The sequence below is a fragment of the Ruegeria sp. ABV4_181 genome, from assembly GCF_056158465.1.
The window spans coordinates 695915-718568 of sequence record NZ_JBSWTI010000002.1 but is presented as its reverse complement, the minus strand read 5'-3'; the positions used below and the strand labels follow the sequence as shown (position 1 = coordinate 718568).

General features: G+C 62.4%; 21 protein-coding genes and 1 tRNA gene. 5 read left to right on the top strand and 17 right to left on the bottom strand.

The annotated features are described in order from the left end of the window. The first annotated feature begins 132 nt into the window (after positions 1 to 132). A complete protein-coding gene (locus tag ACXAC3_RS03575) occupies positions 133 to 936 on the top strand; it encodes an undecaprenyl-diphosphate phosphatase (protein ID WP_475156499.1) in 804 nt (267 codons plus the stop codon). On the opposite strand, the gene ACXAC3_RS03570 is transcribed toward ACXAC3_RS03575, so the two are convergent. After that, positions 937 to 1920, bottom strand: coding sequence for a complex I NDUFA9 subunit family protein (locus tag ACXAC3_RS03570; RefSeq protein WP_475156496.1), 984 nt, complete (start codon positions 1918 to 1920; stop codon positions 937 to 939). Positions 1921 to 2118: 198 nt separating this feature from the next. Here ACXAC3_RS03570 and ACXAC3_RS03565 point away from each other — a divergent pair. Next, positions 2119 to 2205: transfer RNA gene (locus tag ACXAC3_RS03565), tRNA-Leu, on the top strand. A gap of 100 nt (positions 2206 to 2305) precedes the next feature. Here ACXAC3_RS03565 and ACXAC3_RS03560 read toward each other — a convergent pair. The 13 genes from ACXAC3_RS03560 to ACXAC3_RS03500 all read right to left on the bottom strand — a co-directional run bounded on the left by ACXAC3_RS03560 (position 2306) and on the right by ACXAC3_RS03500 (position 15530). Next, a complete protein-coding gene (locus tag ACXAC3_RS03560; RefSeq protein WP_475156492.1) occupies positions 2306 to 2701 on the bottom strand; it encodes a hypothetical protein in 396 nt (131 codons plus the stop codon). A gap of 38 nt (positions 2702 to 2739) precedes the next feature. Next, a complete protein-coding gene (locus ACXAC3_RS03555; protein WP_475156487.1) occupies positions 2740 to 3723 on the bottom strand; it encodes a hypothetical protein in 984 nt (327 codons plus the stop codon). Positions 3724 to 3849: 126 nt separating this feature from the next. Continuing rightward, complete coding sequence (locus ACXAC3_RS03550) at positions 3850 to 4302, bottom strand: SRPBCC family protein (protein WP_475156484.1); 453 nt, start codon at positions 4300 to 4302, stop codon at positions 3850 to 3852. A gap of 106 nt (positions 4303 to 4408) precedes the next feature. Continuing rightward, a complete protein-coding gene (locus ACXAC3_RS03545) occupies positions 4409 to 5221 on the bottom strand; it encodes an XdhC family protein (protein WP_475156480.1) in 813 nt (270 codons plus the stop codon). 11 nt (positions 5222 to 5232) lie between these two features. Then, on the bottom strand, positions 5233 to 6420 hold the full coding sequence (locus ACXAC3_RS03540) for a vWA domain-containing protein (protein WP_475163355.1): 1188 nt from the start codon (positions 6418 to 6420) through the stop codon (positions 5233 to 5235). Further along, positions 6420 to 7286: an AAA family ATPase gene (locus ACXAC3_RS03535; protein ID WP_475156475.1), complete on the bottom strand. Its 867-nt coding sequence runs from the start codon at positions 7284 to 7286 to the stop codon at positions 6420 to 6422. Before ACXAC3_RS03535 ends, ACXAC3_RS03540 begins: the two co-directional genes overlap by 1 nt. 105 nt (positions 7287 to 7391) lie before the next feature. Continuing rightward, complete coding sequence (locus tag ACXAC3_RS03530) at positions 7392 to 9809, bottom strand: aerobic carbon-monoxide dehydrogenase large subunit (protein WP_475156473.1); 2418 nt, start codon at positions 9807 to 9809, stop codon at positions 7392 to 7394. Further along, positions 9806 to 10300 carry a (2Fe-2S)-binding protein gene (locus ACXAC3_RS03525; protein ID WP_475156470.1) on the bottom strand — a complete coding sequence of 165 codons (495 nt, stop codon included), beginning with the start codon at positions 10298 to 10300 and terminating at the stop codon, positions 9806 to 9808. The genes ACXAC3_RS03530 and ACXAC3_RS03525 overlap by 4 nt, the downstream gene beginning before the upstream one ends. 13 nt (positions 10301 to 10313) lie before the next feature. Continuing rightward, positions 10314 to 11147 carry an FAD binding domain-containing protein gene (locus tag ACXAC3_RS03520; RefSeq protein ID WP_475156467.1) on the bottom strand — a complete coding sequence of 278 codons (834 nt, stop codon included), beginning with the start codon at positions 11145 to 11147 and terminating at the stop codon, positions 10314 to 10316. Between the two features lie 140 nt (positions 11148 to 11287). Then, complete coding sequence (locus tag ACXAC3_RS03515; protein ID WP_475156461.1) at positions 11288 to 12376, bottom strand: MHYT domain-containing protein; 1089 nt, start codon at positions 12374 to 12376, stop codon at positions 11288 to 11290. A gap of 121 nt (positions 12377 to 12497) precedes the next feature. Next, positions 12498 to 14036: a tripartite tricarboxylate transporter permease gene (locus ACXAC3_RS03510; RefSeq protein WP_475156457.1), complete on the bottom strand. Its 1539-nt coding sequence runs from the start codon at positions 14034 to 14036 to the stop codon at positions 12498 to 12500. Between the two features lie 10 nt (positions 14037 to 14046). Continuing rightward, positions 14047 to 14478, bottom strand: coding sequence for a tripartite tricarboxylate transporter TctB family protein (locus ACXAC3_RS03505; RefSeq protein WP_475156453.1), 432 nt, complete (start codon positions 14476 to 14478; stop codon positions 14047 to 14049). A gap of 83 nt (positions 14479 to 14561) precedes the next feature. Beyond that, positions 14562 to 15530 (bottom strand): Bug family tripartite tricarboxylate transporter substrate binding protein, encoded by a 969-nt coding sequence (locus ACXAC3_RS03500; protein ID WP_475156449.1) that lies wholly within the window; start codon positions 15528 to 15530, stop codon positions 14562 to 14564. Between the two features lie 160 nt (positions 15531 to 15690). Between ACXAC3_RS03500 and ACXAC3_RS03495 the strand changes: the two genes are divergently transcribed. The 3 genes from ACXAC3_RS03495 to ACXAC3_RS03485 are packed head-to-tail and all read left to right on the top strand — an operon-like array spanning position 15691 to position 18786. Then, the gene (locus tag ACXAC3_RS03495; RefSeq protein ID WP_475156445.1) at positions 15691 to 16362 is read left to right on the top strand and encodes a response regulator transcription factor; all 672 of its coding nucleotides are present in this window, start codon (positions 15691 to 15693) and stop codon (positions 16360 to 16362) included. Beyond that, positions 16355 to 17752 (top strand): sensor histidine kinase N-terminal domain-containing protein, encoded by a 1398-nt coding sequence (locus ACXAC3_RS03490; RefSeq protein ID WP_475156439.1) that lies wholly within the window; start codon positions 16355 to 16357, stop codon positions 17750 to 17752. Before ACXAC3_RS03495 ends, ACXAC3_RS03490 begins: the two co-directional genes overlap by 8 nt. Continuing rightward, positions 17749 to 18786, top strand: coding sequence for an ABC transporter substrate-binding protein (locus ACXAC3_RS03485; protein WP_475156434.1), 1038 nt, complete (start codon positions 17749 to 17751; stop codon positions 18784 to 18786). The genes ACXAC3_RS03490 and ACXAC3_RS03485 overlap by 4 nt, the downstream gene beginning before the upstream one ends. Here the strand turns inward: ACXAC3_RS03485 and ACXAC3_RS03480 are convergent. Genes ACXAC3_RS03480 through ACXAC3_RS03470 form a run of 3 tightly spaced genes read right to left on the bottom strand, consistent with a single transcriptional unit; the run spans position 18783 to position 22619 of the window. After that, positions 18783 to 20285, bottom strand: a complete 1503-nt coding sequence (locus ACXAC3_RS03480; RefSeq protein ID WP_475156430.1) for a heme biosynthesis HemY N-terminal domain-containing protein — start codon at positions 20283 to 20285, stop codon at positions 18783 to 18785. The genes ACXAC3_RS03485 and ACXAC3_RS03480 overlap by 4 nt on opposite strands. A gap of 10 nt (positions 20286 to 20295) precedes the next feature. Next, a complete protein-coding gene (locus ACXAC3_RS03475) occupies positions 20296 to 21852 on the bottom strand; it encodes a COG4223 family protein (protein WP_475156424.1) in 1557 nt (518 codons plus the stop codon). Between the two features lie 53 nt (positions 21853 to 21905). Continuing rightward, positions 21906 to 22619 carry a uroporphyrinogen-III synthase gene (locus ACXAC3_RS03470; RefSeq protein WP_475156418.1) on the bottom strand — a complete coding sequence of 238 codons (714 nt, stop codon included), beginning with the start codon at positions 22617 to 22619 and terminating at the stop codon, positions 21906 to 21908. Between the last annotated feature and the right edge of the window lie 35 nt (positions 22620 to 22654).

The following is a 22654-nucleotide window of genomic DNA, read 5'->3' as shown; positions in this document are numbered from 1 at the left end:
AACCCGGTCAACTCGGCGGAAAAATTCCATGTTTTTAGTTCCGAATCGGACCTATATGTGCGCTTTCCTTTTCCGCACCACACTTATACCCATTGATCACAAACAACACGTGACGGCAGCACGGGCAGTAGAATGAGTCTTTTTCAGTTGATTCTCGCGGCGATTATTCAGGGCATCACTGAATTTCTGCCGGTCTCTTCCTCGGGCCATCTGATCCTGCTGCCCAGCCTGACCGGGATGGACGACCAGGGGCTGGCCATCGATGTCGCCGTGCATGTCGGCACGCTGGGCGCGGTGATTCTGTATTTCTGGTCGGACGTGAAACAGGCAATCGCGGGCCTGCCGCGCGCCCTGACCGGGCGGACCGACACGGCACAGGCGCGCCTGGCCATGTGCCTGATCATCGCAACCATTCCGACGGTCGTGATCGGCGCCATCCTGTTCAAAACGGGGTTCAGCCAATCGCTGCGTTCGATGGCAGTGATCGGCTGGACCATGCTTGGGTTCGGTCTGTTGCTGTACTGGATGGATCAGAAAGGCCCGCAAACCAAACGCAGCGGCGACTGGAGCCTGCGGGACGCGGTGATACTGGGGTTGTGGCAGGCACTGGCGCTGATCCCCGGCACCTCGCGCTCGGGCATTACGATCACCGGGGCGCGGCAGCTTGGGTATACGCGGGAAGACGGCGCGCGCATCGCCATGCTGATGTCGATTCCGACCATTCTGGCATCCGGTGTTCTGCTCTCTGCCGATGTAATCCGCGAGGCGGACGCCCAATTGGCCAAAGACGGCGCAATCGCCGCCTTTTTCGCCTTTGTCTCGGCGCTGCTGGCTTTGGCTCTGATGATGCGTCTGCTGCGCAGCATCAGTTTTACGCCCTATGTCATCTATCGCGTGGTTCTGGGCGCGATCCTGCTGGTCATCGCCTATAGCTGATCAGGTCCGCAGGTTGTCGGCCGACTTCTGAATTTCGTCATACTGGCCCGAGGGGCGGAATTTCCACAGGTAATCGGGCAGTACCGATTCCAGCGTGGCAGGCTCGATCCCCAGATCCGCAAACCCCTTGGCCCCGTCAGACACCACATTGTCGCGGCGCAGGTTCTTCAGCTGATCCCGGGTCAGGATATGGTTCGGGAACAGCTGAAAACTGACGAATTTCGCAATATCCAGCAGGCCCGCCATAATCCGCGCCGCAAAGAAAGGCACACCGATGACGACACGGCGGCGATGGATGACCGCAAGCATCTGCTGCATCAGGGCGCGGAAGGTTTTCACCTCGGGTCCGCCCAGCTCATAGGTGCCGGCCTCCGCCTGACCCACAACGCCCCGAACCGCGGCCTTGGCCACGTCATCCACATAGACCGGCTGGAATTTGGTTTCCGAACCGACCAGAGGCAGGAACGGCCCCATACGGGTCATCCCGGCAAAGCGGTTAAAGAACTGATCCTCGGTTCCGAAAATGACCGACGGCCGCAGGATCACCGCATCCGGCATATGGGCCAGCACGCCGGCCTCACCCTGCGCCTTGGTGCGGGAATATTCGCTGTCGGACTCCGCATCCGCCCCGATGGCCGAGATATGCACCATCCGCGCAACGCCCTGTTCGGCAGCCAGGCGCGCGATCCGCTCGGCCCCTTCGGCCTGAACCGCGTCAAACGCGTTCTTGCCCAGCTCGTTCAGCACGCCCACGCAGTTCACCACCGCATCCGCCCCATGCATCGCTGCCGCTACCGACGCATCGTCGCGAATATTGCACAGGATGGGCTCGACCTGACCGACCACGCCATAGGGTTTGACGAACATCGCCTCATTCGGACGCCGTACCGCAACCCGCACGCGCCACCCTTCATTCGCCATGCGCCGCGCGATATACCGACCGACAAATCCCGATCCGCCATAAATCGTGACCAGTTTGGACATGAGTGGGCTCCTGCTGATGGGTCCTGATCCGATCTACCGCCCAAAGCCCCGGCAAACAAGGCGCAATAACGCCGCGCGGGGCCGAAAATCCTGCCCGATCAGGACGCATTCGGACATGGGTCAAAAAACTTTCAAAAAACTTCCCGAATCCGGTTGACGCCCCCCGCCAGTAGGCTTAAACGCCCCTCCACGACACCTGCCCAGGTGGCGGAATTGGTAGACGCGCTAGCTTCAGGTGCTAGTGTCCGTATGGACGTGGAGGTTCGAGTCCTCTCCTGGGCACCAAATCCCCGACACGATACAGAAAAACGACGCCTTGGCCCAGCTTTCGGGTCGATTTCCGGTACTCGCAGCCTGCGCATCAGGCCAGTTGCGGGCTTTGGTCCTACCATCTGTAATGTGGCTCGCGCTCACCTCTGAGAAAGCGTGAGACGTCGATGGCGTCGATGATCAAGGAAACGGAGTTGCAGGCGATCAGTATGACAACCCAGGTGTAAAGACCCGGCTGGGAAATACTGTCCGGCAGGTTCATCAGAAAATACCCGATCATCGGAATCCAGAGGACATGACCGATGCCCAGCAGCCTGACGAAGCCCAGCCTGAGATAGATGGCGATCATCACGGCGATGCCCGCGCCGATCGCTATAAGGTTCATCTGTGCGTAAAACGTATCGAGAAAGAACAGAGATCCCAGATTTACCAGTATCAGGCAGATCGCCCAGACCCTCGGCAGGGGCGCGAACCGAAAGAGAACGATCCAGAGAATTTCAAACGCACGCATGTCCCCACTTTCGACCTTCGCTCGCGTCCTGTCACCTTTCAATCCGTGCGGGCGGCAAGCTCAGCCATTTCGCGATGCCGCATGGCGGCCTGCGCCTTGACGCGATTCACAAACGGGGCGGGCAGATCGGGGCCCTTCGCGGCCATGTAAGCGCGACAGCTCTCATCGCCGATAAGCTCGGCATATTTGATCCATGTCCGGAACGCGAAAACGTCGCGCAGGCTGATCAGGGGCTTGGTGTTGCTTCTTCTCTGCGGGGCCGCAAGATTCAACCCGCTGAAATAGCTGTCTTCGATCTTCTGCCACCCGGCCGGAGTTTCGAAAGGTTTCTGATCCGGTGAATCCGAATATTTGAACTCCGGGTATTCCTGTCCGTATTCGGAACAGCCATGCGATATCTTTGCGTGCACACCGGTAATTCCGAACCGGGCCTGCAAATCGCACAGCGCCGTCCGGCAGGCCTGCGCCTCGGCGACGCTTTCGCAGTAGATATAAGCCTTGTAGGGAAACTTGATGCCGTCGCGCAGCTCGATCATGCATTTCCGGGCGTTGTCGCCGGGCAGGTCGAGGTTGAGCAGTAGGAAATAGGTCTGAAACATCGCCTCAAGGTTTTCGGGCAATATCTGAACCTTGTAGCAATCATGGCACAGGCCGGGGATCACACTGGCTTCCTTGAAGAATTTCAGCTTTTCGCCGCAATGCACGTCCTGCCCGCGAATGGTCATCACCCGGCCGGAAAAGACCTGACCGAACGGTACAGCCTGACGGATCCGGGCGGATTGCAGAATGGCCAGCCATTGCGCATAGGCGGCAGCGTTTCCGGCGGGGTTCAGAAAAGACGACCGCCAGCCCGGTTTCAGAGATTTGGCGATACGGGCCTGCGCCTTGCCAAAGGCACCGGTCGGAGCGGTCCGGGATCCGGAAAAATCCAGTAGCGTGACAAGCCGCCGGATCATTTGCAGATCGCCGGGCTTAATCGTCAGCCACTCTTCCAACTGTTGCAACTGTGCTAGGTTTTGCACCCTGGCCTCCTGTTGCCGGATCATCCGCCTGCTGCCAAGGTGATCGCGCCGATTGGTGCTGCCGTCAACCGAATTGCGCCTTGTTGGCGCGGCCCCTGTGGGCCGGGCCTGAACGGTTGCCCTAAATCAGGACACCGATTGTTCCGAGACTATCTCGCCAAACCGGGTGAAGAATTTGCCTGACAGTTTCTTGGCCGTCCCTGCGATCAGCCGGCTACCGAGCTGCGCGATTTTTCCGCCCACATCCACTTTGGCCGTGTAGCCCAGAATCGTCTCGGCGCCGTCTTCTGTCAGGGTCACCTCGGCCCCGCCCTTGGCGAACCCGGCCGCGCCGCCCTTGCCCTCGCCGGTCAGGGAAAACCCGTCCGGCGCGTTGGAATTGTCCAGTGTCACCTCGCCGGCAAACCGCGCCTTGACCGGGCCGATCTTCAGGACAACCTTCGCCTCAAGCTCTTGCGGTGAGTTCTGGATCAGTTCCTCGCAGCCGGGGATGCATTCCTGCAGAATGTCGGGGTTGTTCAGAGCCTGATACACGACATCCCGAGGTGCCGCGATACGGATTTCGTCACTGAGTTCCATTCATGTTTCCTTCGTTCAACAACATCTCGGATAAACCAAAAGCGCGGTTTCGGCCGCCTGTTCCGCAGATTGCTCGGGGCCGGCCGGCCACAGGGACCGCAGGCGATCAAGCAAATTTTTCATCATCGGACGCCTCCGTGGATTTGTCGGTGTTTCGCCACAGCACAACCTCGGCCAGAATCGAAAGGGCGATCTCATGCGGGTCGATCGCGTGAATATCCAGACCCGCCGGAGATTTGAGCTGCGCCGCCCGCACCGGATCCATCCCTTGCGCGATTAGCTTTGCGACCAGCGTATCAGCCTTTTTGCGGCTGGCCACCATGGAAACACGCGCCGCATCCGTTTGCAGCGCGGCCATCAACGCCGCCGCATCGCCTTGCCCCTGCGTGGCCACAACAACGAAATCCCGCGCCGAGATGCGCAGTTGCCCGATGGTCTCCGGCGTGAACCGCGCGTAGTCGCCTTCCGTCTCGACCTCGTCCGTCTCGCTGACGCGAAACCCCGCCAGCGCCCCATGCGCCGCCAGTGCAACCGCGATGGGCGAGTCTCCAAAGATCACCAGACGCGGCGCAGGCTGATAGGGTTCCACCAGCAGATCGACGGTGCCGCCGGACGGGCATCCGCTTTTGTAGGTCTGCACACCGTCAGGATCGGACATGTTCACCACCTTTTCCGAAGGTTTCACCCGGATCATCTGCGGCGTACCGCTGACCAGCGCCACTCGTGCCGAGCTTTGCACCGAGCGCTGAACGCAAGCCCCGCCGAGATGGCCCAGAATGCGTCCGTCCTTCGTGATCGCAGCCTTGCCTCCGGCCTTGGCCGAGGTTGCATCCGCCGTGCGCAACACCGTGGCGATGCAAAACCCCTCGCCGGATTGGCGCAGGTCTTCGATTGTGTCGAATATGTCGAAACTTGCCATACGGGGTCCTTTCACAACCTTCGGAACTGCGGTTCCAGCGCCGCAAGCGCGTCCAGCGTATTGGCGGGCAAATGCGCGTCCAGATGCGGTTCAGCCGCCTGCATCGCTGCCGCGACGGGCTGGTAGTTCTGCCAGCCCTTCAGCGGGTTCAGCCAGACGATCCGCCGCGCCTTGCGCCGGATGCGCGCCAGCACCTCGCCCAGCGCCTGCGGGTCCGAGCTGCAATAACCGTCGGACAGGATCAGTACGATGGTCCGCCCGTTCAGCGCCCGGGCGCCATACCCGGCCAGAAAGCGCTCCAGACTGCCCGAGATATCCGTGCCGCCCCCGAACCCCTCGGCCATCAGCGACAGCCGCCCGGCCGCGCGCAACGTGTCATGGTCGCGCAGCGCATCGGTCACGCGCATCAGGCGGGTGTGAAACAGATAGGCATCCGCCTGTGCGTCACTGCCGATCAGACCTTTGAGAAAGGCCAGAAAGACGCGCGCATAGACGGTCATCGACCCGCTGACGTCGCACAGCGCGACGATCCGCATCGGGCGCGGAGGCCGGGCGCGGCGGAACAGGTCCATCGGCTCTCCGCCACGCGCAAGACTGGCCCGCTGTATCCGCCGCATGTCCAGCGCCGGGCCGCGCAGGGATTGCCTGCGCCAGCGCGATCGGCGGTCGCGAATTGCACGCGCCAGGTTCAATGCAACCGTTTCGGCCTGTTTCAGAGCCTGTTCATCCATCAATTCCCGCAGATCCCGGCGCGACAGGTTGGCCGTACGGGTCGCGATCAGCTTCCCGTCTCTCCCCACAGCCTCCCTGTCGCCCGGATCAGGAGCGGTGGCCTGATCCGATCCGTTCTGCTCCTCTTCCGCGTCACTGTCCGGCTGTTGCCAGATCATCGGCTTCGCAGCCTGCACCCGGACATGCGCGGTTTGCGCCGATCCCTGCCGGTGCCTGCCGGAGTTGAACCAATAGGCGTCAAACAGGTCGTCAAAGCGGCGCCAGTCATCCGCATCGCCTGCCAGAACGGCGCACAGCGCCTGCCGCGCCTGATGCGCATCGGTAGCTTCAACCGCCGCCAGCGCCGCAAGCGCATCGCCGGTTTCCCGCGGTCCCACCGGCATACCGTTCATGCGCAGATGCGCGATAAAGCCGGACATGCGGTCTGCCAGTCCCGCAGCACGCGACGGAAACCGGGTGACCCGCATCACGCCACCTTCCCGATCAGACGATCCATCACCTCTGGCGGCGCGGCGTCGTAATCCGCGGCGGTCTTCAGCAGACAGACAAGGGTCGCCTGCACCTCATCCCGCGATCTGGCCAGATCGTTGACGCCCAAACCCGACAGCGCCGCCGCCCAATCCAGCATCTCGGCAATGCCCGGCCTTTTCTCAAGCTCTTCCTTGCGCAGCGCCTGCACGACACCGACGATCTGTCGCGCCAGCACCGCTTCGATCTGCGGCATGCGCGCCTGCAGGATCGCCAGTTCCGTTTCGCGCGACGGGTAATCGAGGAAGCCGTACAAACACCGCCGCCGCAGCGCGTCCGACAAATCGCGCGTTCCGTTGGCAGTCAGGATCACGATGGGTCGCACTCGCGCCTTTACGGTTCCAAGTTCAGGGATCGTGATCTGGAAATCCGACAAGATCTCCAACAGATACGCTTCGAATTCCTCATCCGCCCGGTCAATCTCATCAATCAGAAGAACCGGAGGCTTCTCTTCCGAAATAGCCTCTAACAAAGGCCGTTTCAGCAGGTAGTCGTCCGAAAACAACTGCGCCTCAGCAATCCCTCCCTGCGCTTCACCGGCGCGAATGGCCAACAATTGGCGCTGATAATTCCACTCATAAATCGCATGGCTGGCATCCAGCCCCTCATAGCATTGCAGCCGGATCAGGCGCGCATCCCGCCACGCCGCCAGCGCCTTGGCCACTTCGGTTTTGCCCACGCCTGCCGGCCCTTCCAGCAACAAAGGCCGCCCCAGCTCCTGCGCCAGATGCAGCGCCATCGCCAACCGGTCATCTGCGACATAACCCTGCGCGGACAATCCGTTTTGTACATCACTCAAAGTCAAAACCAGGATCCAATCTTCATCTGGCTATAAATACCTCGGGGGAGGTTCGAAGGGGGTAGAACCCCCTCCGTTCGGTCTGACCGGCGCAAGCCGGTCCGAGACCGATTACCCGTGCAGCCCCAGACCGTTCGCTATCTTCCAGATGCGCCAATGGTCATGCGGCATATGGCTCTGCACCAAGCCAAAGGGCCGGAACGCATCATGCACCGCGTTCGAGAACGCCGGCACGCCGCCTACATTCGGGCTTTCACCTACACCCTTGGCGCCAATCGGGTGGTGCGGTGACGGGGTCACCGTGTGATCGGTGGTGTAGTTGGGCGTCTCCCATGCGGTCGGCAGGAAGAAGTCCATAAGCGTGCCAGTTTTCACGTTGCCCATCTCATCATAAGCAATTTCCTGGCCCATCGCGATGGCCAGTGCCTCGGTCACGCCACCGTGGACTTGCCCCTCGATAATCATCGGGTTGATTCGCGTGCCGCAGTCGTCCAGCGCATAGAACTGCCGCACCTCCCATTCGCCGGTATCCACGTCGATCTCCATGACACAGATATAGGCCCCGAACGGATAGGTCATGTTCGGCGGGTCGTAATAGCTGACCGCCTCCAAACCCGGCTCCAACCCCGGAATCGCCTGATTATAGGCTGCAAAGGCGACTTCCTTCATGGTCTTGAACCGCTCGGGCGCGCCTTTGACGGCGAACCGATCCACATCCCATTCAACATCGTCGTCGTGGACTTCCAACAGATAGGCCGCGATCATCTGCGCCTTGGCGCGGATCTTACGCGCAGCCATTGCCGTTGCCGCCCCCGCAACCGGAGTAGAACGTGACCCATAGGTGCCCAGCCCGTAAGGCGCGGTATCGGTGTCACCTTCCTCCAGCGTAATATCATCCGCAGGCAGGCCGATCTCGCTGGCGATGATCTGGGCAAAGGTCGTGGCATGGCCCTGACCCTGAGAGATTGTCCCCAGCCGCGCGATGGCGGACCCGGTCGGGTGGATACGGATTTCGCACGAGTTGAACATGCCCAGCCCGAGGATGTCGCAGTTCTTCACCGGCCCTGCACCCACAATTTCTGTGAAATGCGTCAGACCAATCCCCAGCAGTTTACGGGTTTTCCCGGCTTTGAAGTCCTCGATCCGCTGCGCCTGTTCCGCGCGCAGACTGTCATAGTCCACAGCTTTCAACGCCTTATCCCAGGCGGTGTGATAGTCGCCCGAGTCATATTCCCAGCCCAGCGCCGATTGATACGGAAACTGATCGGCCTTGATGAAGTTGATCCGCCGCAGTTCAGCTGCGTCCATGTTCAGCTTGATGGCCAGAACCTCGATCATCCGCTCAATGAAATAGGCGGCTTCGGTCACGCGGAAGGAACAGCGATACGCCACTCCTCCCGGAGCCTTATTGGTATAGACACCATCCACGGCCAGATAGGCGGTGGGGATGTCATAAGACCCGGTGCAGATGTTCATGAACCCGGCGGGGAATTTGGTGGGATCAGCGCAGGCGTCGAACCCGCCATGATCCGCCGTGGTATGACACCACAGACCGGTGATCTTGCCATCCTTGGTGGCAGCGATCTTGCCCTGCATCCAGTAATCGCGGGCAAAGGCAGTGGTCATCAGGTTCTCCATCCGGTCCTCGACCCATTTCACCGGCTTGCCGGTCACGATGGACGCCACAACCGAACAGACATAGCCCGCATAAGCCCCGACCTTGTTGCCGAAACCGCCACCGATATCGGGGCTGATCACGCGGATATTATGCTCGGCCAGACCCGAGATCAGCGACACAACCGTCCGGATCGCGTGCGGGGCCTGAAACGTGCCATAGAGCGTTAGCTTGCCGGTCACCTTGTCCATCGAGGCCACGCAGCCACAAGTTTCCAGCGGACAGGGATGGGTGCGGTGGTAATAGACCATTTCTTCGGCCACCACGTCAGCCTCGGCCAGAACCGATTCGGTCGCGTCTTTGTCGCCCTGCTCCCAGGTGAAGATATGGTTGTGGTGTTTTCGGGGGCCATGCGCGCCCTCCGTCTGACCTTCGAGGTCTTCGCGCAGGACAACGTCCGATTTCAGCGCCTCAAACGGATCGGTGAGGACGGGCAGTTCTTCATACTCAACCTCGACCAGTTCCACGGCATCCGCCGCGATGTACCGGTCTTCGGCGACCACATAAGCCACCTCCTGGCCCTGGAACAGCACTTTGCCATCGGCCAGCACCATTTGCTTGTCACCCGCCAGCGTCGGCATCCAGTGCAGACCCAAAGGCGACAGGTCTTCGGCCGTCAAAACAGCAATCACACCGGGCAGAGCCAAGGCTGCCTCTTTGTTGACGCTGACAACACGGGCATGTGCGTAGGGGGAGCGCACAAAGTCGCCGAACAGCATCCCGTCCAGCTTGATGTCATCGACATAGTTGCCCTTGCCTTGGGTAAAGCGCACATCTTCGACGCGTTTGCGGGCACAGCCCATGCCTTTGAGGTTGGCGGCGCGTTCTTCGGGGGTCAGAGTTTGGTCGTTCATTCCGCGGCCTCCTTCTGTGCATTGAGCATGTCGGCAGAGGCCGAGATCGCCTTGACGATGTTCTGGTAGCCGGTGCAGCGGCACAGGTTGCCGGCCATGCCAAAGCGGATATCTTCTTCAGTCGGGTTGGGGTTCTCCTGCAGCAAGCGATGCGCGCGGGTGATCATACCCGGCGTGCAGAAACCGCATTGCAGCCCGTGATGTTCACGGAACATTTCCTGCAACACACCAAGGCTGCCATCGTCATTGGTCAGCCCCTCGACTGTGGTGATATCCGCGCCGTTCACCTGCGCGACGAAGGTGGTGCAGGATTTGACGGACTTACCGTCGATATCCACGGTGCAGGCCCCGCAATGGCTGGTCTCGCAGCCAATATGAGGCCCGGTGATTTTCAGGTCTTCCCGCAGGAAGTGGATCAGAAGCGTGCGCGGCTCGGCCAGTCCTTCGACCGGTTTGCCGTTCACGGTGAGTTTGACGTGCATTTTCGACATGGGTTCCCCTCCCTCAACCCGCGCGGCTTTGCGCGCGGTCGATGGCGCGGCGCAGCATCACGGCGGCCACGTGTTTCTTGAATTCGACGGGGCCGCGGTTGTCGACCACCGGGTCGATCGCGTCGAGCATCGCCGCGACGCAGCCCTCGACATCCCTGCCCGCCAAGGCGCTGCTGGCGCTTTCGGACCAGATGGGCGTGTCGGCCAGATTGGTCATCGCGACCGAGGCCGTTCCGTTGCCCACCATCACGGCTGCGGCTGCGGTCGCATAATCGCCGATCTTGCGCTTTTGCTTTTCGTACGCCTGACCGACGCCTGCGCCCGGAACCGGGATAGAAATGCGGGTCAGGATTTCCTCATCTTCGCGGGCGGTGAAATAGGCGGCCTCATAGAAGTCACGTGCAGCGACGCTGCGGTCGCCATCAGGGCCAGAGAGTTCAAACGTCGCGTTCAGGCACTGCATCAACCCCGGCATGTCATTACCCGGATCGCCATTGGCGACGTTGCCGCCCACGGTGCCCATGTAGCGCACTTGCGGGTCGGCGATCTGCAACGCCGCCTCGCGGATCAACGGGATCGCGGCGGCCAGACCGTCATGAGTGATCAATTCGTGCTGCGTGACCATCGCGCCCAGGGTCACTTTGTCAGACCCGATCTCGATCCCCTTCAATTCGTCTATGGCCTGCAGGTCCACCAGATGGTTCATCTCGGCCATGCGCAGTTTCATCATCGGGATCAGGCTGTGCCCGCCCGCAAGCACGCGCGCCTCGTCTCCGTGTTCCTGCAAGATGCCAATGGCCGAGGCGATATCGCCTGGCCGGTGATACTCAAAACCGGCTGGTATCATGTTTTTCCTCCCTGGGTCCGGGCGATCTGCCTTGGGGGACCTGAGATCAGAAAAACGGCTGCCGCCTTATGTCTTCCAGTCACAGGCAACGGGGCGCGCCGCTTGTTTCACCAGTTGCGAATAGGGCGCACGAGCTGCGATCAAAGCCCCAGCGCGTCGCGAATGTCCGGCAGGCGGGATCGGCTGACAGGCACTTTGGCCAATGCGTCAACACTGTCGAAATAACAGGTGCCGTTATCCTTGTGCCGCTCAAAGCCCGAGACATGGCTGGGGTTCACAAGATAGCTGCGATGGGCGCGCAGAAAGCCATCCGGTTTCAGCCGCGCTTCGGCCTCGGTGATCGACCAGGGGCAGAACAGCTTTTCCGCACCCATATAGAGCACGGTATAGTGCCCCTCGGCCCGGATGGCGGCAATCCGGGCGGGCGTTGCGAAAAAGGTCTGGCCTTCGCGCTCGAACGGGACGCCTGCGCGCAGGGTGGCGGGCTCGGGTTCGGGCCCAGGTTCGGTGCCTGCCCCGGGTTCCGGCCCGATGAAGCTGATCCCGGTCAGCAGGAACGCCCCGCAGATCAGGAACACCGCCACCGTGACCCCCATCGCCAGCACCTGATTGTTCAGCGCCGGCCCGGCCCCGCCCGCGCTGTCGCTGGCGACAAAATCGGTCAGACCGGTGGCCACGAAATGCATGGTGAACACCGCCAGCCCAAAGCACACGGTTCCCAGCAGGATGTTGCGCTGGGTGCGGTTGTCATAGGCCACCCAGATCGCCATGACCGACAGTACGACCGAGGCCAGCGTGGCAATCGCCACGTCCCAGACGGTGTAGACCGGGCGGCACAGCTGCATCCCGGCCATGCCGACATAATGCATCACCACAATGCCCAGACCGACGATAACCCCGGCCCCGATCATCGTTTGCACGCTGCGGGGGCGGAAATGCAGCAGCAGCAGCGCCAGACCCACCATCAGGATGGCCACCAGCGCAGAGATCAACGTGATCAGAGCATCGTAGTAGAACAGGATCGGCAGTTGCAGACCCAGCATCGCCACAAAATGCATGGACCAGATACCGCCGCCCAGAATGACCGCAGCAAGCGCAACGACCAGCTTGCGCCGCTGATCGTCCAGCCTGGACGCGCCATGGGTCAGATAGAGGCCGGTAAATCCGGCCATCAGCGCCACGGCCAGCGACGCCGCCACAAGCCAGGCGTTATGGGAATAATCCAGCATTTGGGTTTGCGCGCCCTCCCCGACGCGAGGGCGACGTTAGCAAACGGATTTGATTGCGACAATTGGCTGATGGCCACGAAATGCCGGGGCCGCCCCTGCGCAAGGGCGGTCCCCGTTTGCCTCAGTCGCTGATCGCGCCTTCCTCGTCCCGGCGCTGGTGCATCTTAGCCTTGAGCCGCGCACCCACGATCAGCGGCAGGACAAAGCCGATGATGGCAATGGCCCAGAGGGCGATGGACAGCGGGCTGTCGATCAGGGTCCACCAGTTGCCGTTGTCGATGGTGACCGCGCGGCGCAGGTTGTTCTCCATCGAGTTGCCCAGAAGCGTGCCCAAAATGATCGGCACCAGCGGCACGTCCAGCTTGCGCAGAACCCAGCCCATGACGCCGAACCCGATCATCACCAGCAGATCAAAGCTGGACCCCGAAATGCCATAGATGCCGACAAAGCTGACCATGGCCACAATCGGCATCAGGATACGCGACGGGATCATCAGGACGCGGGTGAACAGGCCGACCATCGGGATGTTCATCGCCAGCAGCATGAAATTGGCGATGAACAGCGCCGCGATCAGACCCCAGACCACATCCGGGTTCTGGGTGAACAGCAATGGCCCGGGCGTGATGTTCAGCGCCAGCAAAACCGCCAGCAGGACGGCCGTGGTCCCGGACCCCGGCACGCCCAGCGCCAGCATCGGCACCAGGGCCCCTCCGGCGGCGGCGTTGTTGCCGGCCTCGGGCGCGGCCACGCCACGGGGATCGCCGGTGCCGAAGGTGTTTTCCTTGTCGACCAGCCGCTTCTCCATCGAATAGGAAATGAACGAGCCCAGTGACGCCCCAGCTCCCGGCAGGACGCCCGCGATGAAGCCAAGGAACGAGGTGCGCAGCATGGTTGGCGTGCAGTTTCGGATCATCGACATCGGCGGGTAGAGGCGGCCGATATTCAGCTTGCGCCCCTCCGCATCCGAGCCGCCGTGGCGGCGTTCGAGGAAGATGAACACTTCAGACAGGGCGAACAGGCCAACGATGGCCACAAGGAAATCCAGCCCGTCATACAGATGCACCTCGCCAAAGGTGAAACGCGGCACGCCGGTCTGGGTATCGACACCGATGGTGGCCAGTCCAAGGCCCAGCGCTGCGGCAAAGGCGGATTTCGCCTGATTGGTCGAGGACACGCCGCCCAGCGTCATGAAGGCCAGCGCGAACAGCGCGAAATACTCGGCCGGTCCGAACAGCAGTGCGATCTTCACCAGCTGTGGTGCCAGGAAGATCAGCCCCCATGTGGCCAGAAACGCGCCCACGAATGAGGCGATGCCGGACAGCGACAGAGCCTCGCCGGCAAAACCCTTTTTCGCCATGGGATGCCCGTCGAGACAGGTCATCATCGCAGGCTCGTCACCGGGGATGTTCAGCAGGATGGATGAGATCCGCCCGCCGTACATTGCCCCGTAATAGACACTGGTCAGCAGGATCAGCGACGGTGTCGCGCCCAGACCCAGCGTGAAGGCCAGCGGGATCAGAATGGCGACACCATTTGACGGGCCCAGACCGGGCAACGCGCCCATGATCGTGCCCAGAAAACAGCCCAGCAGGGCCAGCATCAGGTTCTGCCATGTCAGCGCGATGGCAAAGCCGTCGCCCAGGGATGCAAGCGTTTCCATGATCCCCTCCTCAGAAACCCAACGGGCCGCGGGCCAGCGACAGGCCCAGAACCAGATGGAAGATGACGTAAATGCCCAAAGACGTGCCGACGCCCACCACCACGCTTTCAATCGGGCCGGACCCCAGGCGCCAGGCCAGATAGGTGGCGGCAAAGGCGGTGGCGATGACGAAACCCACCACCGGCAGGAATTCGGCGTAAAGGATCATCATGACCACGGCCGCGCCGACCTCGACCAGACGGCCCAGCGCGGGCCATTCCGGTTCGGCGTCGGGGCGCAGGGCGATCACGATGCTGGACAGGCCCAGAATGGCGGCGATGATCAGCGGGAAGGCTTTGGGTCCAACGGCGTCGGACAAAAAGCTTTCTTCGATCGCCAGCGCGGATATGGCGAAGCCGATGGCGAGAAGCAGTCCGACAACCCCGAAGATGCGGTCACTCATCGGTGTCTCCTTTGGTTCGGGTAAATCTGTTGATCCGGGCGCCGCGGCAAACGCAGCGCCCGGATACCTGTGGGTGGGTGGTGCTATTTGATGATCCCGATCTCTTTCGAGATGGTCTGAATCTGCCCGACGGATTCAGCGACGAAGTCCTGGAAGGCAGCGCCCTGGAGGTCCAGCGGGGCCAGACCGTTGGCGGCCATCACGCCTTTCCATTCGTCCGAGGCATAAAGATCGCCGATCTTGCCAACCCAGTCGCCATAAGCCTCATCGGTCATGCCGCCCGGAGCGTAGAAGCCGCGCCAGTTGGCGCCGATGGCGTCCACGCCCTGCTCTTTCGCGGTCGGGAATTCAGCGAACTCGCCGGGCAGACGTTCGGGGGCCAGCACCGCGACCACCTTGATGTCGCCGGAGTCCACAAATCCCTTGGCTTCCGAGATATCGCCGGTGAAGGCCTGAACCGAACCGGCCAGCAACTGCGTCACCGCCTCGCCACCGCCGTCAAAGGCGATGTATTTGACCGAACGCACATCGTCGATGCCATAGGCATTTGCGGCGATCAGAACCTTCAGGTGGTCCCAGCCGCCCACGGCTGATCCGCCCGCGACCGACACGGCCGTCGGATCGGCTTTGATCTGGTCCAGCAGTTCGGGCAGCGTGTTGACCGGGCTGTCCGCCGCAACGGCGATCACGCCGTAATCCGCGCCAATCGCAGCCAGCCAGCGCACCTGATCCATCGAATTGCCCGGATAGGCCCCCTGCGCCAGCCGGGTGGCGGTGGCGGCGCTGGCGGCAACGATCAGTTCACTGTCTTCGCCGCGCTTGTTCACCACTTCGGCAAAGGCCACGCCGCCACCACCGCCGGCAAGGTTCACGACCTGCATGGTCTGGTCTATCAGACCAAGATCCTGCAGCGACTTACCCACCTGACGGCAGGTGAAATCCCAACCGCCGCCGGGGTTGGCGGGGGCGATACATTCCTGTGCGCTGGCAGCAACGCCGGACAGGGCAAAGACAGCAGCCGCAATCGCGCCGCTGGTTCCAAACAGTTTCATTCGTGTCTCCTCCTCAGGTCTTTTTGGGCTGCTGTCCCGCAGCCGAAACCGGTCCCCGCATGGAATGGGCGCATGACCTTTCCTTGCAGGTTGAACCTGTTTACCGAATAATGCTGTCACGAACCTGTCACGTTCCGGGTGGGCGGTTTTTGGGGGAACCATGCGCGTATTGATGATCGAGGATGCCGAGGATCTGGCCGAAGGCGTCGTGGCCCATCTGGCCCGCTCGGGCGTGGTGTGCGATCTGGCGACCACCGTGGAATCAGCCCATGATTTCCGCGCCGTACAGAGCTATGACGCGATGCTGCTGGACATCAACCTGCCCGACGGGTCCGGGCTGAATTTCCTGGGCAGGATCCGTGCCTCGGGCGATCGTATTCCGGTTCTGATGCTGACGGCGCTGACCTCGGTCGAGGATCGCGTGGCCGCGCTGGACAAGGGGGCCGACGACTATCTGGGCAAGCCCTTCGATCAGCGCGAGCTTGAGGCCCGGTTGCGCGCGCTGGTGCGCCGCGATGCGGACCGCAAAAGCGAACAGATCGCGCTGGGCCCGCTGATCTACGCCCCCAAGGACCGCAGCGCCACGCTGGACGGCAAGCGCGTGAACCTGACCGCGCGCGAGGCTGCGGTGCTGGACGAACTGATCCGGCACGAGGGGCAGTACCTGTCGAAAGCGCGGCTTTACGACTCGCTCTATGGCTTCGAGGATGCGGATGTCGGCGAAAACGCGATCGAGCTTTATATCGCCCGCCTGCGCAAGAAATTCACCGGCAGCACAGTCAGCATCAGCACCCGGCGCGGCGTGGGGTATCGGATCGGTCTGGATGGCTAGCCTGCGCCTGCCCCACAGCCTGACCGCCCGCGTTCTCAGCGCCGTGGTCCTGATCCTGATACTGGGCGGTTTCCTGGTGGGCCTGTCGATCTGGGCGAATGGCCGGCTGGCGGCCCGGCAGGCCTATGACCGGCTGCTGCTGGGGGCGGCAAGCGATATCGCCGAGTCGGTGCGCATTCAGGACGGCGCGCCCATCGTCGATCTTCCGGTTTCGGCGTTTGAGCTGCTGGCGCAAGCCCCGGATGACCGGATTTTCTATGCGGTGCAGATCCCGGGCGGCCCGTTCATCACCGGGCTGGACCGCGACACCGTGATCGAGGTTCCGCAGAACACCGGGACCGCGCCCTTCTATTTTGCCGCCGGGCTGAACGGTGAACCGGCCCGCTTCGTCCGCGTGACCCGCCTGTTTGCCGAGCGCGACTTTTCCGGCGAGGTCGAAATTCTGGTCGGTCAGACCCTGCGCGCCCGGCAGTCGATGACAGCGGGGCTGATGCGGGACGCGCTGCTGCCGATGGCGGTGGCTGGTATGCTGCTGCTGATCATGTCCTGGTTTGTGACCCGCTCTGCCCTGCGCCCGCTTGAGGCGTTGTCCGAGGATTTGACCCGCCGCGACCCTTATGACCTGACGCCGATGGCCAGCGACGGGCTGCCGCGCGAGTTGCAGGTCATGCTGCACGCGATGAACCGCTTCATGGGGCGGCTGGACCGGCAGGTGGACACAATGCGCAACCTGATTGCCGACACCGCGCACCAGCTGCGCACGCCGGTTGCGGCGATCCGGGTCCAGGCCGAGATCGCGCAGGACGACCCCGACCCGCCGGCAAGGCAACGCGCCCTGGCCCGGCTGCTTGGCCGCACTCGGTCCCTTGGCACGCTGCTGGATCAACTGCTGTCGCGGGCCATGGTCATCCACCGCATCGACAGCGCGCCCCGCCGCCCCGTTGACCTGCGCGAGGTGGCGCTGGACGTGCTGGAACACAGCGATCACGAGCTAATCGCCCCGGGGGTCGAGGTGCGGCTGGACATCGGCGAAACCCCTGTTCTGGTACATGCGGACGCATTTTCAATCGGCGAGGCCGCCAAGAACTTGCTGGGCAACGCGCTGCGCCACGGTCGCCCCCCTGTCAGCATCGGCGCTGCGCAAGAGGCCGGGCAGGCGGTGCTGTGGGTCCGGGATCAGGGCCCGGGCCCCGCCACGCCCGTCGCGGAAAATCTGGGAGACCGGTTCAACCGCAACACGGGCTCGGGCGAGGACAGCGCCGGTCTGGGCCTGTCAATCGTGAAATCCACCGCCGAGGCGTTTGACGGCAAGGTGGAAATGGCGCGCGACAACAGCGGCTTTCGCGCAGCACTGCGGTTTCCGGCCGCACGGGACGGGGGCATGTCATGATCCGGGTTCTTCTGTTCAGCGCGCTTCTGTCTGCAATCTCGGGCGTAGTGTCGGCGCAGGAGGCAACGGCCCGGTTCGGCGCCGGCCAGACCCCGATGCTGATCCGTTCCACCACCGACATCGCAATCATTGCTCCTGTGGTTGCGCGTTTCGCCGAGCAAAACCCCGATCTTGAGATCACCTATGAACAATGGGGATCGAATGCACTGTTCCAGCACAGCCGCACGGTCTGCAAAACGGGTGAAAACCCCGCCGATGTGGTGTTTTCCTCGGCCATTCAGCAGATGGTCTGGCTGGTCAATTCGGCCTGCGCCTCTCGCTACAGTTCGGACCTGACCGATGCGCTGCCTTCTGCCCGGCGCTGGCGCGATGAGCTGTGGGGCATCACCACCGAACCCGCGGTCATTGTCTATAACAAGACCTATCTGCGGGATGACGAGGTTCCGCGCAGCCGTTTTGCGCTGCTGGATGCGATGCGCACGCAGCCCGACCTGCTGCGCGGGCGCGTGGCGACCTATGACATTGCGGCCTCGGGTCTGGGCTATCTGTTTGCCTATGGCGACAGTCTTGAGGCGACGACGTTCGGTTCGCTGATCGAAGGGTTTGCCCGGGTGGATGCCGTCGCAACCTGCTGTTCGGCCGAAATCATCCGCGCGGTGGGCGACGGGCGATTCCTGATCGCTTACAATGTGCTTGGGTCTTATGTGGCAAATGCCGAGGCGCCCGGTGTGGGTGTGATCCTGCCCGAGGATTATACGCTGGTGCTGTCCCGCGCCCTCATGATTCCGGACCACGCCCGCAACAAGGCAGCGGCGACCGGGTTTCTGGATTTCCTGCTGTCACCCGACGGCCAAAGCCTGCTGGCGGCTTCGGGGCTGGTCGCCCGGATGGACGAAACCGAGACCGGGCTGACCCCCAGCGCCCGCCGTTTCATCGCCCTGTCCCCGGCGCTTTTGGTGGCGCGGGATCAGAACCGGCGGGCCGGGCTGTTCAAGCTGTGGAACGACGCGTTCAACGTGGAAACGGCACACTAGGCCGGTTTTTCGACCGCAGGTTCAACATCGGGCCGCACGGGTTCGACCTCCATGTCAATCACCTCGGGGCCGGCAGGGTCCTCGATCTCTTCGATTTCGGGCTCGGGGTCAGATTGGTCCTCAAGCGCGCCGACGATCAGGGGCAGCATGTGGACGCCGGTCGCGGTGGCGATTTCCGGGGTCTGCGGAGTCTGCCAGCTGAGTGTGTCAAAGCTGTGGCAGTTTTGGCAGACCGGAGCCCATTCGGCCTGAATATCATGGCAATTGTCGCACACCCATTGCGGCCCGCGCGGTGCGTTCAGCGCCTTGGCCAGCCAGCCCTGTACCACCGCGTCTGACGATCCCTCGCCCCGCTCGATGGCCGCCATCAGCGTGTAGGCGCGGGCATCGGCCTGTTTCTCGACCACATCGCCCAGCGCCCTGCGGGCTTCGGGGAAATCCTCGGCCACGATGTTCAGTTCGGCAAGGATCAGGCGGGTTTCCGGGTTTTCGGGATGGATACGGGTCAGTGCGGTAAACCGCTTGATCCGGTCGACCGGGGTTTCATCCGGCGCAATCTCGGCAAAGGCATGGGCCAGATCGGGATGCGGCTGAACTTCCCACGCCTTTTTCAGGATCTTGGTTGCGGCGCGCGGCTTGCCTTTTTCGATATAGGCCCGCGCAGCCATTGCCGCCGCCGGAACCAGATCGGGCGACAGGCGGTTGGCCTCGATCGCGTGCTCCTGCTGTTCGACGGTTGCGGTTTCGTCCAGAATATCCTTGGCCTCGGACAGGGCCAGAACCGCATCGCGGCGTTTGAACACATCGCGCGGCAGGTGTCCGGATTTCAGCTTGGCGGTCAATGTCGACCGCGCCCCGGCCCAGTCCTGCGCCTTGGTTTGCAGGCCCAGCAGGATATCCTGCGTCTCCTGGTGGCGGGGTTTGATCGCCAGCGCCTTTTCGGCCAGTTTGCGGGCGGTGTCGTCATCCCCCTCGGCCAGCTTCTGTTTCATGATGCCACGCACGCCCACAAAGCGGGTGGCGTTGTTGGTGACCAGCTTCTTGTACGTATCCGACGCCTTTTTGGTGTCACCGTTCATCTCGGCGGCCTGTGCCACCAGCAGATTGGTCAGTTCGGGCTTGTTCAGCAACTTCTCGGCCTTGTTCGCCTTGGTCATCGCCACGCGCCCTTCGCCCGAAGCCAGCGCCATGATCCCGTCGGCCAGCGCCTTATAGCCGCGCTGTTCCCGGCTACGGTCGAAATAGCGCGACAGGGCGGTTTCGTCGCCATTGAGAAAATGAAGCGTCGCGATCAGCAGGGTCAGCAGCTTGAAGAACAGCCAGATCGCAAAGACCAGAACGCCCAGCGCGATCACCGATTGCAGCGGCCCCAGCGTGTATTCCGTACCCCCGGCGGTGATCTGAACCCCGCCGCTGGTTTCCATCAGGAACATGGCACCCACGGCCAGCAGCCCGATAATCGCTACAAAAACTAGGATCTTAAACAGTGACCACAGCATGGCAGGTCCTTCAGTTCGAGTTCACGCCGGATTGAAGCGTATTCGCGGCGTCCACAGCGGCGACACGTGTCTGAGCGGCCTGTTGCCAGTCCGCCAGCGCCGCCTGCGCCGCATCGGGCAGGGATTGAATTTCGCTCAGGGCGGCCGGGATGTCACCGTTGGACAGGGCCGCCTGCGCCCGCGACAGAACCGCATCGGGGCCGTCGCCCTCTTGCGGTGTCACCGAACGCGCCCCGGTCTGACGTTGCAGAAAGGCGACCAGACCGGTGCCCTTGTCGGCATCGCGCGCATCCGACAGGGCGGCGCGGGCCGCCGGCGTAAAGGTCGCGCGCAGCGACGCAAGGGTCGGCACACCCTTTTCGGCCGGGTCGGACAACGCTGCGGGCACATCCACGCCTGCGGCAGTCAGTTCCGAAATCAGATCAGCATAAGGCTGGCCCGCATCCAGCTGTCCGTGAACCTGCGACAGGATTGCCGCGTTTGTCGCTGCCTGCGCCTTGGCAGCAGCCTCAGTCTCAAGCGCCTGCGCGTCCGAGACCATTTTCTCGACCTCCGCCCGCTGCGCGGCCAGCGAATCCTGCAGTTTCTTCAACTCAGCCTCAAAAGCGGCCGACACTTCGGGCGAGGCGCCCTGCGTCAATGCCTCGTTTTCCAGATCGCTCAGACGGCTGGCCAGTGGGCCAATCTTGCCCGCCAGACCGTCAATAGCGGATTTCAGCGCGTCCAGATCCGAAGTAATCGGGGTAATCTGATCCGTCAGGGCGCTGATCTTTTCATTCAGATCGGCGCTGTCGGTCAGCGAATTCGACAGCGACTCGATCCGGTCCGACTGATCCGAAAGTTTGGATTCCAGCGCTGCAATCGCATCGGTATCGCCTGAACCGAACAGCCCGGCATTGCCCACCGCAAACCCGAGCGCCGCCGCAATCGCGCCGCCGATCAGCGCCGGAACGAAGCCGCCCCGCTTTTCGACCGTCCGTTCAACGATTTTTTCCGGAACCGCTTCGGCTTCGGCTTCGGCTTCGGCTTCGGCTTCGGCTTCGGCTTCGGCTTCGGCTTCGGCTTCGGCTTCGGCTTCGGCTTCGGCTTCGGCTTCGGCTTCGGCTTCGGCTTCGGCTTCGGCTTCGGCTTCGGCTTCGGCTTCGGCTTCGGCTTCGGCTTCGGCTTCGGCTTCGGCTTCGGCTTCGGCTTCGGCTTCGGCTTCGGCTTCGGCTTCGGCTTCGGCTTCGGCTTCGGCTTCGGCTTCGGCTTCGGCTTCGGCTTCGGCTTCGGCTTCGGCTTCGGCTTCGGCTTCGGCTTCGGCTTCGGCTTCGGCTTCGGCTTCGGCTTCGGCTTCGGCTTCGGCTTCGGCTTCGGCTTCGGCTTCGGCTTCGGCTTCGGCTTCGGCTTCGGCTTCGGCTTCGGCTTCGGCTTCGGCTTCGGCTTCGGCTTCGGCTTCGGAAAGGGCCTCTTCTACCGGTTCGGAGACGTCAAGGGGCGCGTCATCCTGTTCGGGCACGGAGTCGACGACGTCCTGCGACTTGGGTTCATCCACAGGCTTTTGATCGGTTTTCTTCTTACCAGCCACCGCACAATCCCCTTATCGAATCCAAAATCACAGCAATAACAGACCAGACCAAGTTAATCGGAGGTCTCGTCGCTCTCAACCCGCATCGCATGTTTGACAAGTTTTTTAACGGCTTTCCGCATTTTCTTCGGTGTCGGCTCTTTGGCAATCTTGAGCCGCGCATAATCCAATGAATAAAGGGATTCGGCAGTGGCGTCGCTGATCGCGGCCAGCCAAAGGGGCGCCGCGCCGGTCCAGATGTCGGCAAAATGTCGCGCCGTTCGGGGCGAAAACAGCGGCACAATCACCGGGGAAATGCCATCTGCTGCGGCGGCGGCTTCGGATGTCAGCGGTAACAGCCGCTGCTGATAGACCGGCTGTTCCTGTACGGTCAGCCCCGACTCGGTCAGCCGTTCGGCGATATTGCCGCGGCTATGTTCCCCCCGCAGATGCAGCAGGGGGCTGTCGGGCCGGTGTTTCAGCAGATACCCCACCAGTTCCTCGGCCGTGGCACCCACCATATGCGCGTTCCAGCCGGCGCCCTTGGCGGTTCCCGTGGTGGCTGGACCGACACAAAACGCAGGCACATCGCGCGTCAAACCCAGAGACACGGCAGCATTGACCGCATTGGCCGAGGTAAAGATCAACCCGCGCATGCCGGCGGTCTCCACCTGCACCGGCAGGGGCCGGATTTCCAATAACGGGGAATAAATAACCGCAACCCGAGACCTGACGCGGGTCGGCAACTGCGCAACAAACCTCTCAGAGGCGGCGCGAGGGCGGGTCATCAACAAATTCAACAGGCGGCGCCTTCGGCCTTGGG

Bases quoted from the DNA above. Each gene is read 5' to 3' on its own strand.
- ACXAC3_RS03515 (WP_475156461.1), bottom strand. From the start codon at position 12,376: ATGCTGGATTATTCCCATAACGCCTGGCTTGTGGCGGCGTCGCTGGCC.
- ACXAC3_RS03495 (WP_475156445.1), top strand. From the start codon at position 15,691: ATGCGCGTATTGATGATCGAGGATGCCGAGGATCTGGCCGAAGGCGTC.
- ACXAC3_RS03510 (WP_475156457.1), bottom strand. From the start codon at position 14,036: ATGGAAACGCTTGCATCCCTGGGCGACGGCTTTGCCATCGCGCTGACA.
- ACXAC3_RS03485 (WP_475156434.1), top strand. From the start codon at position 17,749: ATGATCCGGGTTCTTCTGTTCAGCGCGCTTCTGTCTGCAATCTCGGGC.
- ACXAC3_RS03500 (WP_475156449.1), bottom strand. From the start codon at position 15,530: ATGAAACTGTTTGGAACCAGCGGCGCGATTGCGGCTGCTGTCTTTGCC.
- ACXAC3_RS03545 (WP_475156480.1), bottom strand. From the start codon at position 5,221: ATGGCAAGTTTCGACATATTCGACACAATCGAAGACCTGCGCCAATCC.
- ACXAC3_RS03520 (WP_475156467.1), bottom strand. From the start codon at position 11,147: ATGATACCAGCCGGTTTTGAGTATCACCGGCCAGGCGATATCGCCTCG.
- ACXAC3_RS03550 (WP_475156484.1), bottom strand. From the start codon at position 4,302: ATGGAACTCAGTGACGAAATCCGTATCGCGGCACCTCGGGATGTCGTG.
- ACXAC3_RS03490 (WP_475156439.1), top strand. From the start codon at position 16,355: ATGGCTAGCCTGCGCCTGCCCCACAGCCTGACCGCCCGCGTTCTCAGC.
- ACXAC3_RS03570 (WP_475156496.1), bottom strand. From the start codon at position 1,920: ATGTCCAAACTGGTCACGATTTATGGCGGATCGGGATTTGTCGGTCGG.
- ACXAC3_RS03470 (WP_475156418.1), bottom strand. From the start codon at position 22,619: ATGACCCGCCCTCGCGCCGCCTCTGAGAGGTTTGTTGCGCAGTTGCCG.
- ACXAC3_RS03560 (WP_475156492.1), bottom strand. From the start codon at position 2,701: ATGCGTGCGTTTGAAATTCTCTGGATCGTTCTCTTTCGGTTCGCGCCC.
- ACXAC3_RS03530 (WP_475156473.1), bottom strand. From the start codon at position 9,809: ATGAACGACCAAACTCTGACCCCCGAAGAACGCGCCGCCAACCTCAAA.
- ACXAC3_RS03525 (WP_475156470.1), bottom strand. From the start codon at position 10,300: ATGTCGAAAATGCACGTCAAACTCACCGTGAACGGCAAACCGGTCGAA.
- ACXAC3_RS03575 (WP_475156499.1), top strand. From the start codon at position 133: ATGAGTCTTTTTCAGTTGATTCTCGCGGCGATTATTCAGGGCATCACT.
- ACXAC3_RS03480 (WP_475156430.1), bottom strand. From the start codon at position 20,285: ATGCTGTGGTCACTGTTTAAGATCCTAGTTTTTGTAGCGATTATCGGG.
- ACXAC3_RS03505 (WP_475156453.1), bottom strand. From the start codon at position 14,478: ATGAGTGACCGCATCTTCGGGGTTGTCGGACTGCTTCTCGCCATCGGC.
- ACXAC3_RS03540 (WP_475163355.1), bottom strand. From the start codon at position 6,420: ATGCGGGTCACCCGGTTTCCGTCGCGTGCTGCGGGACTGGCAGACCGC.